The sequence below is a fragment of the Pseudomonas sp. ADAK2 TE3594 genome, from assembly GCF_053628675.1.
On record NZ_JBRJGV010000001.1, the window covers coordinates 4,649,725 to 4,662,460 of the forward strand.

Genomic DNA, 12,736 nt, shown 5'->3' on the forward strand with positions numbered 1-12,736 from the left:
GCCTCCTTAATCCCAGGCCGAAACCGGTGTGGGTGCAACGGGTTTTGAATCCACTTCCGGCAGGGCAACCCACACTCCCGCCGGCAATACCGGCCCCCATTCGGCAAGCGTCGGATTAAGATGCCAAAGCGCTTGCTCGGCGGCATCGTCACAACGCTCAAGCTCGCGATACAGCAACAGATTCACCGAATCACCGGCAATACTTCGAACCCTACGCATTGGCAAACTCCGTCAATTCGATCACCCAGCCGACCACCATCGCGGTGCCGTCATCAATGACGTCACTTTGGGTTTCCGACACCTTGTTGATCTGCCACAGGCCCCAGTTGCGGCCGATGCCGTCAACCAACGGCACAGGGACGCGCAGCGCCTGCAATGCACGTAACTCATCGAGCCGATCCATGGCCGTCGCGTACATCGACTTACCCGTTATCGTCAGCCCTTGCAGGCCTTGGCCGATCTGACTGGATTTGGGTTTACTGGTGAGAATATCGATGCTCTTCCAGCCGCCATCCGAGGTGCGCACCAGGCTGTGGTAAGCGAAGTTTCTGGACAGGCCGAAAATGAAACTGCCCAACGCCATTTGCTGACGCATCACGTACCTCCGTCGGTCAGGGCCGCGTCACTTCGCATGGCGAGTGAGTTGGGCATGGTCATCAATCCGAATTGGCCGGTAATCTGTTGTACAACCAGGTTCGCCAACTGACTGGCGCTGGCCTGATCCTGGCCATTGATGTAGATGTTCGCGGTCATCGCATTCTGCTGATTGCTTGTCTGGGCGTTGGTCAGGTCTTTGCTGATCTGGTCTGGAGCGGCGAGCTTGTCGGCGGGCGCGGCGAGTTTGTCACCCAGCCAGGAACCCGATTCTCTACCCATCCAGCTTCCTGCCAGTCCGCCGACGACCGCGCCGACCGCCCCGCCAATGGCAGTGCCTAAGACCGGACCGAAAAAGGTCCCCACAGTGGCGCCCATGGCAGCACCTGCCGAAGCCCCCGCCCAACCGCCGCCAGCGGCTCCCAGGCCAGCGCCTACCATCCGGGCGTCGCCGCTCATCGCGCCTTCAACCACCTCGGGGGCGGCACTTAACGCGAATGCTCCAGGTATAAAACGGGTAAGCGAGCGCAATGAAGCACTCATGCCTCGCAGGGAACCGCTGGAACTCACCCCGGCCTCAGCTTTCACAGGGTTCGCGGGCTTGATAACCGGCTTGGCCGTACGATTGGTATTTCTGAAGTCTTCAGAGATCACCTCACCCAAACGGCCGGGGAGACGAGGAGCCACACCCCCCAATACTCGCTTGGCCACCTGATTGGTCATCTCATCCACTACGGCTTTGAACAGCGCCCCCACCAGCGGTTTGAGCGCCGCTACAACAAGCACAATTGCAGCGGTGGTTTTCGGGGAGGCTTCAGCCAATTCACTCAAGCCATCAACCAGCGAACCAAGCGAGTGGAGCGAGCTATCCGTCGCCGGCGCCAACGCATTACCCGTGGCCACCGACAGACGATCATTGCGTGCGTTCAAGACGTTCCACTGGCCTTGCCGGGTTTTCGACTGCGCGAGTGCGTCTTGCCTCACCGAGCCCTTGTCACCCAACTCCGACGTGGCGTACTGCGCTTTGTCTTTTACCTGCCAGAAGGCGCCATTCACATCGGCAAGGTTTTGCGCCATGCGCAGCGCCGCCTCATCACCATTGCCAAATAGCGTGGAGGCAAGTGTCGAGCGTTTCTCGGCAGGTTGCGCGTTCAACGCCGCAAGCACCGACATTACCGTGCCAGGCGCCGCGTCCTTGTCACGCAAGCCGCTCGCCACCGCTTTCGGCTCCAGGCCCAGCTGCTTCCAGGCCGCTTGCTCGGTTGCCGAGGCCTGATCACCCTTGCCCATGACAGTGGTAATGCTTTTTAGCGCTACGCCGGCATCAGCCTTTTGCGTACCGGTATTGAGCAATGCCGCTGTCAACGCTGCGGCTTGCGCAGGGGACAGGCCTGCTGCCGCAGCAGCAGCACCGTCACGCTGCAAGACGGCACCGATGTCAGCCGCTTTCGCACCACCGGGGATCTTGCCCAGATGGTTGGTTGCATCCGCCAGGTCAAAGGCTTGAGCGCCGTTGAGCTTCATGGAGGTGCGCCAGCCGAGCATCATCTCGGCGACATCCATGGCCGGCATTTTCAACGCCGACGCGGCGACGCCAGCGTCACTGGCGAAGCGCAGCAGCTCAAACTGTCGGTCCGAGGCATTGGGCAGATCGCTGGCGATCCCTGCCTTGGCAGCCAGACTTTCAATTTTCACCAGATCAACCGCTTTGGTCCCACCGGCCGCCACCAGCGGAGCGCTGGCGATGTGTTGGGTTGACAGTGCCATCTCTTCGCTCTGGCGCGGGGTCAATTGGGCTGCCTGCTTCAGATCGGCCCTGGCCGAGTCCATCGCTATCGCGGGTTTAAGCAGGTCCGGCGGTTCGATACTGCTACCCGACTTGCCCGAACTGTTTTGCTCACTGGCCGGCTCACTCTTGGCACCGGCTCCCGTTGTCCGGGATAACGACAGTTTCAAGGTCAACGACTCAATCGCCGTCGTCAGCAGACTGAGCTTGAGCCCGACGTTTTCCAGCGCCAGACCGAGGCCAGACATCTGATCCCTGGCGGACGTGCCCGTACCTTGTGCTGACACAACGCTCGTGACTGTCGTGGTCAGGCTGGTATTACCGAACGCCAACCCACTATCGTTGAAGGCTGCGTATTTGAGCGAATATCTATCGTCCGCCATCCCGCTCTACTCCTGTTTCACGCCAAGGCGAGTGATCGCGATGTCGTAACGGCGCAATGCCTTGCCGGCGTCCCACTCCAGAATTTCCGCTTCACTTACCGAGTAAATGAGCGGCACTACATCGAGGATTACTTCGATGTCGCGCTCCGAAAGAAGTCCGCCGGTTTGTTTAAAAAATCGTCAATGCGTACCTGAAGCTGTGTCCAGTCGGGCACGGTCAGCAGGTCCAGATCGGGAAGCATCAGCCCGGTGCAATGGGCGGTGATGAACTCGGCACGTTCCTTGGCCGTTTTCAGTTTCTTCATCGCCTTGGTGGCGCGCAGTACCGGCATTTCCAGGGTCAGCGAAGTCATGCTGCGGCCCGCTGCGCTGAGCGGTTGCAGCAGTTGCACTTGATCGGGGTCTACCGATTGTTCGCCCTGCGCTTGCTGTTCAAGAAAGTACGCAGCAGGGCGAGTCGACATCTCATGCACGTACTGCGCAATGCTCACGTAGTCGGGGCGTTTGAGCTGGTCGAGTTCCTTGACCGACAACCCGGTGGCCAGCCTGGCCAGTTCGAAGAACTGATCGTCCTCATCATCACCGGCGCGGGCCAAGGCTTCTTTCTGCGTGGCGTAGAACAGTGGTTTGAGCTGAATCTGCTCGATCGTCGACTGATCGTCAGCGGTGATCGGCGACAACAAGACGTGAACAGGAGGCGTCCAGGACATGAAATGAATTCCTTGGTGAATCATGGAAGAGTGCTGTGCAGGGAACAGTTCGCCACAATCCTTGTGGGAGCGAGCCTGCTCGCGATAGCGTCGGGACAGTCAACAATGATGTTGAATGTGATTCCCTCATCGCGAGCTGGCTCGCTCCCACAGGTTGTATGCCCTGCTGACCTTGGTGTTACGGCAGCAACACAGCCCGGCGGGCGTCGCCGAGAATGTCGACGCCGTTAAGCACGAACTTCTGAGTGCGCACATCAATGTCGATCACCGGGATGCCATTTTCCAGACGGTTGTAGGTACGGCAGGACAGCTCGAGGGTGGTCTTGGGCTTCTCGTTCATTTTGAGAACGGCTTCCTCAAGGGATTTCAGCTTGCCGCCGACGGTGTGGTAGGTGAACCAGGTGTTGCCATCCTGATCCTGTCCGGCTTCACGCACGTTCAGCAGAATGTCGTCGCCCAGTTTCACACCCAGGGCGAGCATGATTTCTGGACCAGCGCCTTGCAGAATCAGCTTGGAGGTCAGCGCCTTGCCGCTTTTGGCCATTTCCTCGCCGATGAAGCGGCCGCCGACCATGTTTTCCATCTCGAATTCGATCTTCGGCGGGGTGAATTCTTCCACAGTCGCCGACAACGGCAGGCCTTGCAGGGTGGCCGCGATGGCCTGTCTTACGCGGTTGGTAAACATTAGAGAACGTCCTCCAGGAACTGCTCGATGATTTCATCGCGGGCGTTGAGTTGATAAATCATGTGTTCGTTCGGCGCGTAGCGGCCGTAGTCGATGACCACGTACCAGGTGCCGTTTTTGTACTTCTCGACGCTGTTCAATTCCGGGTGCAGGTACACGCTGCCGCCCGGGATGGTTTCGTCGGCGACCAGGGTTTGCAGCCAGTCGTTGATGCGCTTGACCTCCTGATCCATGAACGACTTGGTCAGGTTCTTGGCCATGGCCTTCTGGCCGGCTTTCACCAGCTTGCGACTGATCGCATCTTCGAGGCCGACGTAGCTGATGAACTTGCCAGTGATGGAGCGGTTACCCAGCAGCGAGAAGCCGCCAAGGATGGTCCGGGCGTAGTAGCTGATACCGTAACGGTTGAGCAGATCGCCTTCGGTGGAAGTGTCGAGGATGTTGTATTCCACGACTCGCGAAACGTCTTCGGCGTAGGTCACCTGGTTGCCCGGGCTCTCCCATTGCTTGACCTTGGCGAGCGCGGCAATGGCCAGGCTCGAAGGCGCAAGAAACACGTTTTTCTTCGCGGCTTTGGAGTAAACGGCCGGCATGTTGTGCACCACCAGGCAGCGGTCGAAACCGAGGTCAGCGCCGCCCAGTTCCTGACTGTAAGTCACTTGATCGGCGACTGAGGCGTCCTTGCCATCCAGCACCACACGGGCCTTGATGCGCTTGCCGAACGAAGCAAACTCGCTGGCCACAGCCTTAGTGCCGGTGAAGCCCGGCGCGCCAATGATGGTCAGGTCTTCCGGGACACTGCCCAGCGCGGCCAGACCCAGTTTGCGACCGGTCAGAGGCTCAACACCGCCGATGACATTATTCAGCGTGTCGGCCGGGGTCGCGCCCTCTTCGACGATGACCACGTAGACCGGCACCTTGACCACTTTGAGGATCTGGAACACCGCATGGAACAGCGTGCCCGACTCGGTGCCGGTCGGATCCAGCAGCGCCTGGGTGGTGAAGCTGTTGATGCGGAACGGCGTATTGCGCGGAATCAGCAGATCCGCTTTCGGCGCGGTACCGACCAGACCGATGACGTTGTCACCCAGGCCACCCATGGCCTCGGGAGATTCAGTGGCATTGACGGTAATGCCGTTGTGCTCGAAGTTCAAAACCTCAGCCATGGTTATTCAGCCTTCTTGGCAGCGGCCTTCAAGGCCTTGGTGGATGTAGAGGCCGATTCGGCGGCCTCAGTTTTTTTCAGCTCCAGACGGCCGGCGCTGCGTAACGCACTGGCCTCCACATCGAGCAGGTCGAGTTCTTGGCCGACGCTCGACCAATGGCCACCCCCGGTAGGGAATGGGAGGAGCACGGTGTAGGTTTGGCGTTGTGCCATTTGGGTTTCTCCAGATACGAAAAAGCCCCTTTTGAGGAAGGGGCTGTCGGGTGTTGTTTGGTGTTTGACGGATAAGAAAACGCCCCGTCGGTGCGGGGCGTTTATTGGGTTTGCTCGGAGATCCAGGCAGGTTGTACCGGACGGAACTGCTCGGCGGGAAACTCCTGCTGTTCCGGCCAATCGCGCAGCGCCTGCATGTAATCCAGCAACCCCGAAAATTGTTCCGACGTGATCGAGGACGGCCGACTCAGCTCTTGCTCGTCTCGGTACCGGTCACGAATCCATTGCACCCGCAGAATTTCGAAGTTGCGCCAGGCTCTCTCCGTCGCGGCCAGATCTTCGGGTGGCGGATCGATCAGGATCGGCAATCCGTCAGCATCATGACCGCGAACCTTGCCCGGCACCGGATTTGCCAATACAGCTTGATAGTGCTCCTCGGTAATGGGTTTAGCGTCCTCGGGTATTTGCGTGTGAAAGCCGTGGAGATAAGTGCAACCGGTAGACTGGCTGTAGAAACGCTTCATGCTCACACTCCAAATGCCCATGCGCGGGAAGGCGCGGTAATTGCCCCCCAGTTGTATAAGTTGACACCCGTGGTTGAAACGGCACCCGGCACGATATTTCCCGCCGAAGTGTTAGAGGAGTTCCCAACAGGACAAGCCCCCCCAAAGAGACACGCGGTTCGGAAAGCAATAGGCCAGGCAACAGACCCTGATGCACCCGCTGGAATATTACCGACAGTGGTCCACTGGATAATGAAGCTGAACATCCACGTCGGGAAAATGATGTAGCCGTTCGCGTTAAGGCTGGCGGTTATTCCCCAACGCATTTTTTTTGGCGTGATAAAGGTAGCGTCATCGCTTCCGACATCCGCCTGATTCTGCGTAGCGACCTTGGCTGTACCCTGATGGGTTTCAGTAGCGGGAGCAGCCAACGCAGCCAGCGCCGCGACATCAATATTTCCCTGATTGATCGGCGCATTCCAGGCCTTGATGCACCACATAACCGCCATGTTTCGCGGTCGAGCCTCCGTCCCTCCAGAGCTATTGAAGCCTGTACCGAAGTTGAGGGTTACGGCCATGTTGCCGTTGTCCACGACAACCGCCGCCGGATTACTCCCCGACGCATTGGCGAAGGCCTGCATCCGGGTTACGGTATGGGAGTGCGCCTTGTTGTCATCAGCCTGCCAACTGCCGATTGCACGGCCAGCATCGACGCCGCGCCCATGATCCCAACCGCGTAAGAACTCGCCGCGCGATTCTGGCAAACGGAAATTACCGGCCCCCTCATCCCCCTTGTTGAATACCGTGCCGAGGAACGCAGCGAGATCCGGATAGACCGCAATGCTCTTCACACTGCCATCAATTTCAAGAAACCCCGGCGGGATCTTATCTAAAGGAAACGGCACCATCGCACCGACCGGCAGCGCCGAAGCCTCGGCAATCATCGCCTCGATTTGCGCCTTGGTGTACGAGTCCTTGATACCGAACCCGGCCAGCGTTTCAGGATTCGAACCGCCGGTTGCCCGACCGTACTTATCCACAGTCAGACTCTTATAAGTCCCCGGCTGAATCCCCGTCCGCCCCGCCAACATCTCAAACGTCAGCGCCGTCGTGCCTAGGGTGATGGGCCCGTTGGTGGTCAGGTGCCACAGCGAATCACCATTCACCGCGCCCTCTTCGACCATGACGGTCAGGCCCGGCGTAATTTTCGCACTGGTATTGGCATCGCTCGCCCGTACCCAGTCGCCGTTGGCAACCACCCACAGGCCGTTGTCCTTGGCCAGCGTCTGGTTCGGCAACAACACCCGATCACCAGCAACTGCCGCGATGCCATCGATCTGCTGCGCGCCGTTCAACACCACATTAGCGGTGGCGGCTACCCGCACCGATTGCTTGCCGTCGAGTTTGCCGAGTTCTTCGGCGAGGTAACTCATCACCCAGGCCCGCGTTGCCTTGACCACGGTGTCGTCAATCAACAACGTCACCAACGCCGCATTACTGGTCTCGAAAATAGAACGAATGTAGAACTCTTTCCCCGACCCCGACGTCGCCAACACCGGTTTGAACGATTCCGGATACTTGACGATGGCGTACAGAATGCCGGTATCAGTCCACAGCCCGGCCTCACGCACATACCAGCCACCGACGTCAGGCGGGATAGTCACTTCGGCCAGCAACCAGCTCGGGTTTTGCTCATCCTGGAACAGCGCATTGAGTGGCCCACGCCACACTTCACGTTTGAGCGCGGTGGCCGTGGCGGCCGGGTTGTAAACCGCGCCCCCGCCGTCACCGACGGAAATTTGCGACAACTTGATCGGTACGCCCGCCGCCTTACAGGCGGTTTCGTAGGCGATCCCCGCGTTGGTGAGCAGGGTGTAATAGTCGGCCATTTAGGACCCCTGTGGATAAATAGTGGAGGTTTCGACGGTGTAGAGCCCGGCGGCCATGAAGGCCTGACCCGACTCTTCAAGCCCTTCGATGACAATCGGATAAACCGTGGTCAGCTCACCGCACACGGTGGCGGCGCCGATGACGTGAGTGCCGAATGCACTCAAGCCTACCGAGACCGACAAGATGTCCCGTTCGCTTTTGGCATCGGCCAGGCGACGGTCAAGGCGGGCGTCGATCTCTTCGCTGTAAGGCTGTTCGGTAAAGGCCCTGACGGAAAAACTGTAAGGCTGGCCTGGCGGCGTTTGCTCATACCAGGCGCGCACCTCAGGCATCAATTGCAAACCTTTGGCCGCGCTCTCCAGCGCCTTTCGCGTCCCGGCCTGTCGTGCAGTTGGCCAGGCGAGCTCTACTGTCAGGCGTTTTTCCTCCTCGGCCGCCTCGGAGCTCCATTCGCTGACCCCGCGATCCGCCGCCAGATACGGCAAGAACGCCAAGGGCGTTGCAGTCGGGTTCATCAGCTCGGGGAACGGCGGCGCGATGCGATCGAGCAACGTGCCGAAACCGATATCGAGGGCCTTTTCCAAGGGTGAGCTGTTGACTGGCAGCAGGCTCGGGCGCGACGTTTGTTCATTCATAACGTGTCCACCTCCACCTCGACGCCGGTGCAATACGGGGCCTCAAAGGCCGTCGTCACTATCGGCGCCAGCGGCTCAAGGATTTGCAACTGAACCGCGCCAGCGCTGTGCAACGTGTAGTCGATCCAGCTCGGGTCCACCCGCCCTTCCAGTCGGTGACAAGAATCGGCATACGCCTGCAACTGCTGTTGCGCGGCAACCTTGGTCAGCCCCGAATCGGGACCGGCGTTGATCTTGGCCACGACCCGGATTTTGTAGTTCTTGATGTGCGCGCCCTGCACCGTGACAAGGTCTGTTTCGGGTCGTACATCAGGCCGGGAGAAATGCTGGCGAACACCGTCGAGCAGCGCTTCGGATGGTGTGCCATCGCCCTCTCGGGAAAGCACCGTGACCGTGACTTCGCCTGGAGCGGTGCGGCGCCCGTTGCCGTCCTTGACCTGCGCCGCGTAACCGTCCGGGTCGAAGGTGTAAGTGACCGTCACCACACCCGCCGCCGCGGTTTCCACCTTCACGGCAGGTCGCTCGCCAAGGGTGAAGATCTCACGCCGATACTGCATGCGAGAGCCAGCCGCCGGGGCATGCGGCGCCAGGTAATAACGCAACCGGGCGTCGTCATCGCTCTCAAAAATTGGGGCAACCGGTGGGAACGCCGCCGGGTCGCCCGGGTCCAGCAACTGGCGCTCAAGCCCCATGTCTGCGAGGCGAGCATCGAGATTGGTCCCGGTAGCCCACCACGCCAGCATCTGCTTGATGCGGGCGTTGTATTTGCGTTCGTGGATTTGCAGACGCACACAAAAGGCTTCAAGGGCCAGGGTCAGTAACTCGCTTTCATTTTCCAGGCTGACTGCAAGCTTGGCCGCGCTCTCGGGGGAACGGGTGCCGACGTACTCGACGACGAAGGTTTTGAACTCTGCGAGCAAATCCTCGAACGCTTCGATCGTGACGATTGCCGGTTCGGCCAACTGGTTCTGGCCGGGGATCAACATGCTCATGCCATTACCTCGAAAGTCTGTTGGCGATTTTTCCAGGTGCCAGCGAAACGCAGCAGCAGCCCGGCACCGCGGCGACTGGCGACAATGACTTGTGGCTCGAAATCGTCGATGCCGTTGTACTGGTTGTAAAACGCTTGGGCCGCATGGCTTTGGGCAAGAATCAGCAGGTCGTCGCCGAGGTTCTGCCCCAGCAATTCAGTGAGTGCACAGCCATATAAAGGACGCTTCTGACGAGTGCCCAAAGGCGTGGTCAGCGCCCGGGTGGCGCGCTGCACAAATTGCAGCCAGTCGTCGACCGTCGCGCCGGTGTTTCTATCGATTCCGATCATGGGAAGCTCTTTATGCAGTACTGATGACGCGGCCCTGGTGATCCACCAATGGGCCGCTCAGATGCACACCGGAAGCGTCGAGCCGCAGGCCGACGGCGCCCAGTTGCAATTCGATGGCCTCAGGCGTCATCGCCAGCCTCGCCGGGCCGATGCTCAATTCAAGCTTTTCGCGAGAACCGGTAAACGCCGCCGGGCCGTTTTTCCAGCGCAGAACATGACTGGCGTCGTCGTAACCACTTTCCGTGCCGTCCTGATAGAGGCGACGCGTCAGCGATGCCTGGGTCGAGACGGGCGGAAACTGACCGCCGTTGAGACCGAACAACGCGACCGACTGCCCGCCGCCCTCACCGCCGCCATGGTTGAGCAACAGACACTGCTCGCCCACGGAGGGGATCCGCGACTCGCTCTGTGCGCCGGCACTCGGATTGAAAAACCGGATTGCCGGGGTGAGCAGCTCACCATGACTGACCTTGCAGGTGTTACTGGCCGCATCGACCTCCTGACAAACGCCGATGCGACAGAAACTGTCGGCACGCCGGTGCAGGTCTTCAAGCTCGGTTTCCATCTCGGCCAGACGCTCGATAATCGGACCCAGCTGCATACGTAAAAGCGCATCAAACATGGGTCAGGCCTCGAGTGCGGTGTATTGATCCGGGTCGTCGATGTTCGACACCTCCCAGGTGCGGGCGAATTTCGCAATGCCCAGCGGGTCCTCGAGCAGCGTTGGGCCGAGGTACAGGGTTTGGGTAAATGAAACGGTCCAGGCGGTGTACTCCTGTGTTTCGCTGATGAACGCGGATGGGATGCCATCAATGTTCATGGGCAAATCACATTGGTCGCCCGACAGACTCCAGCGGTTGTCGGTGACCAGGTTTTTCAATTCGCTGGCCAGGTCGCAAGCCGCCAATCCTGTGCCTGTGCCGGGCAATACGACTTGCAAGGAAATCGTCAGGACATGAGCGATACGTCCGTCGTTGGCACGATTGCCCGGCGCATCGCGTTCGATGGCGATCAGCACCCAAGGCTGATCGCCGGTGCCGTCGAAGTCTTGATGACTCCCGACATTCAAGCCGGCAATGGTGATGCGCAATGTCTCGGCAATGGCGGAAAACAGCTGCGACGGTTTTTCGATGACGGCGGGCATTAATGGCCTCCTGTTCCTGTAGCAACGCGAAGATCAGCGAGGCCGGTTCACTGTTGATCGGGGCGAGAATCGCGCGGTGGTACTTCGCAAACGCCAATCCGCTTGGCGGCCCAGCGTTCATAAAGCCCGATGGCCACGTCAGCCCCGGCCATCGCCGTCAGGCAGCCAAAGGCACCGGCGGCCCAGATCGACACACCGGCGGCGTACAGCAGCATGATTGCCGAGACGCCGCAGATCATGCAGGCCCCGGAGCGCAGCGCCAGACGACGCAGCAGCGACCAGCCACGGGCGCCCTCCTTGTCGGCACGCCACATTTCGCCGGACACCCCGCCCACCAGGGCGAGAACGATGACCAGCCAGATCGGCATGTCCAGCAACGCTTGTTGCTCGTTTGTCATGTCACGCCTCCTGGGGGTGATTGATGAGTGATGTGTGTTGGATTCAAGCGATGTCTCTTGAGGTAGGCATTCCAAAAAGCCCGATGTTGGCCGGGCTTTTCAGTAATGCGGTCCTTCGCCTTCCTTTAATCCTGTGTACAAAAAAGGAAGCTGATCTTTCGGCGCTACTGGCGCGGTACGGATCGATTCAAATTGTTTTTCCGACCGCGGTCCCTGCCCGCCGGATAACTGCTTCTGGTGCTTTACGCTGCACACCCGGGTCAGTTGCCAACCCTCTGAACCGTTGAGGCCGGTTCATCGCTGCCTTTGTGGTGGAACTAAAGAGCTTCGTTTCGAGCCGCCTTGTTGGGCGGCTTGGGACAAAGAATATGCATGGATGCATATACAGTCAATGCATAAATGCATTTATTTATGCATTCGAAATGCACAGACGCATGAAAGCCCCGCAGACAAAGGCGCTGGTGGTTTTTGGCAGACGAAAAAAACCCGCTCAGTGGCGGGTTTTATCTGACAGCGGTGAGGTTAACGGGCGTACATGCCCCACCAGAAGACGTGACCGAGGATGACAATCTGCTCTTCCTGGATCTCCTGGAAGCTGTAGTCCTCGTCCGGATGCTCATCGCGATTGAAGCTGCGCAGGCGAATCCCTGTCGGCAGGCGATAAAGCTGTTTCACCCGCAACTGGCCATTGTGGTTGATGGCGTACAGGTCGCCGTCGACGATGTCGCCAATCCCGCATTTACCGGCATTCACCCCGACCGTGGCGCCATCGCGCAGTACCGGCAACATGCTATTGCCGCGCACGGTCACGCATTTGGCCTGATCGAACTGCACGCCGTTGTGGCGCAAGCTGCGCTTGCCGAAGCGCAGGCTAGAGCGCTCGCTCTCTTCAATGACGAATCTTCCTGATCCAGCAGCCAATTCAACCTCGCGAAGAAAGGGGACCGACACCTCGTCATCATCGACTGGCGTATCGTCGTCCCACAGGCTTATATCCTTGAGTTCCGAGTGCGACTCATCGCGCCCAGCGTTGGCGGCGGACGAGACATCCGCACGGCCACGCAACTGATCGGTGCTCACGCAGAAGTATTCGGCAATCTTCGAAATATGTTTATCCGAAGGATCGACGATCTTCCCGCTGAGAATGCGAGAGAGAGTGGATTGAGGCACGCCGGTGCGACGGTGAAGCTCCGTGGGGGAGATCCCGTGCTGGTCGAGCAGTGCTCTTAAGACGGTAGAAACATTGCGTTTTTGCATAACGCGCATAGTGCTTGATCTTTTTTCGGAAGACAAATGCTGATTTGCATAG

At 59.3% G+C, this 12,736-nt stretch carries 16 protein-coding genes; all 16 read right to left on the reverse strand.

Features of this window, described 5'->3' with window-relative positions:
• Positions 1–6: 6 nt before the first annotated feature.
• Positions 7–219, reverse strand: coding sequence for a tail protein X (locus tag AB7M22_RS20710; protein WP_454187643.1), 213 nt, complete (start codon positions 217–219; stop codon positions 7–9).
• Positions 212–595 carry a phage tail protein gene (locus AB7M22_RS20715; RefSeq protein ID WP_454187644.1) on the reverse strand — a complete coding sequence of 128 codons (384 nt, stop codon included), beginning with the start codon at positions 593–595 and terminating at the stop codon, positions 212–214. Before AB7M22_RS20715 ends, AB7M22_RS20710 begins: the two co-directional genes overlap by 8 nt.
• Positions 595–2,763 (reverse strand): phage tail tape measure protein, encoded by a 2,169-nt coding sequence (locus AB7M22_RS20720; protein ID WP_454187645.1) that lies wholly within the window; start codon positions 2,761–2,763, stop codon positions 595–597. The genes AB7M22_RS20715 and AB7M22_RS20720 overlap by 1 nt, the downstream gene beginning before the upstream one ends.
• A gap of 128 nt (positions 2,764–2,891) precedes the next feature.
• Positions 2,892–3,473, reverse strand: coding sequence for a phage tail assembly protein (locus AB7M22_RS20725; protein ID WP_454187646.1), 582 nt, complete (start codon positions 3,471–3,473; stop codon positions 2,892–2,894).
• A 178-nt stretch (positions 3,474–3,651) separates the two neighbouring features.
• Entirely contained in the window at positions 3,652–4,158 is a 507-nt protein-coding gene (locus tag AB7M22_RS20730; RefSeq protein WP_347929098.1) for a phage major tail tube protein, read from the reverse strand.
• Positions 4,158–5,324 (reverse strand): phage tail protein, encoded by a 1,167-nt coding sequence (locus AB7M22_RS20735; RefSeq protein ID WP_454187647.1) that lies wholly within the window; start codon positions 5,322–5,324, stop codon positions 4,158–4,160. The genes AB7M22_RS20730 and AB7M22_RS20735 overlap by 1 nt, the downstream gene beginning before the upstream one ends.
• A gap of 2 nt (positions 5,325–5,326) precedes the next feature.
• Positions 5,327–5,536 (reverse strand): hypothetical protein, encoded by a 210-nt coding sequence (locus tag AB7M22_RS20740; RefSeq protein ID WP_454187648.1) that lies wholly within the window; start codon positions 5,534–5,536, stop codon positions 5,327–5,329.
• Positions 5,537–5,637: 101 nt separating this feature from the next.
• On the reverse strand, positions 5,638–6,060 hold the full coding sequence (locus AB7M22_RS20745) for a phage tail assembly chaperone (RefSeq protein WP_454187649.1): 423 nt from the start codon (positions 6,058–6,060) through the stop codon (positions 5,638–5,640).
• Between the two features lie 2 nt (positions 6,061–6,062).
• Positions 6,063–7,928 (reverse strand): phage tail-collar fiber domain-containing protein, encoded by a 1,866-nt coding sequence (locus tag AB7M22_RS20750; protein WP_454187650.1) that lies wholly within the window; start codon positions 7,926–7,928, stop codon positions 6,063–6,065.
• Entirely contained in the window at positions 7,929–8,564 is a 636-nt protein-coding gene (locus tag AB7M22_RS20755; protein ID WP_454187651.1) for a phage tail protein I, read from the reverse strand.
• A complete protein-coding gene (locus AB7M22_RS20760) occupies positions 8,561–9,556 on the reverse strand; it encodes a baseplate J/gp47 family protein (protein ID WP_454187652.1) in 996 nt (331 codons plus the stop codon). Before AB7M22_RS20760 ends, AB7M22_RS20755 begins: the two co-directional genes overlap by 4 nt.
• A complete protein-coding gene (locus AB7M22_RS20765) occupies positions 9,553–9,885 on the reverse strand; it encodes a hypothetical protein (RefSeq protein ID WP_008010194.1) in 333 nt (110 codons plus the stop codon). The genes AB7M22_RS20760 and AB7M22_RS20765 overlap by 4 nt, the downstream gene beginning before the upstream one ends.
• A gap of 10 nt (positions 9,886–9,895) precedes the next feature.
• Positions 9,896–10,507 carry a phage baseplate assembly protein V gene (locus AB7M22_RS20770; RefSeq protein WP_454187653.1) on the reverse strand — a complete coding sequence of 204 codons (612 nt, stop codon included), beginning with the start codon at positions 10,505–10,507 and terminating at the stop codon, positions 9,896–9,898.
• Positions 10,508–10,510: 3 nt separating this feature from the next.
• A complete protein-coding gene (locus tag AB7M22_RS20775) occupies positions 10,511–11,029 on the reverse strand; it encodes a hypothetical protein (RefSeq protein WP_454187654.1) in 519 nt (172 codons plus the stop codon).
• 47 nt (positions 11,030–11,076) lie between these two features.
• Positions 11,077–11,427, reverse strand: a complete 351-nt coding sequence (locus AB7M22_RS20780) for a phage holin family protein (RefSeq protein WP_008010200.1) — start codon at positions 11,425–11,427, stop codon at positions 11,077–11,079.
• A gap of 522 nt (positions 11,428–11,949) precedes the next feature.
• Positions 11,950–12,684: an XRE family transcriptional regulator gene (locus AB7M22_RS20785; protein ID WP_454188842.1), complete on the reverse strand. Its 735-nt coding sequence runs from the start codon at positions 12,682–12,684 to the stop codon at positions 11,950–11,952.
• Positions 12,685–12,736 lie beyond the last annotated feature (52 nt).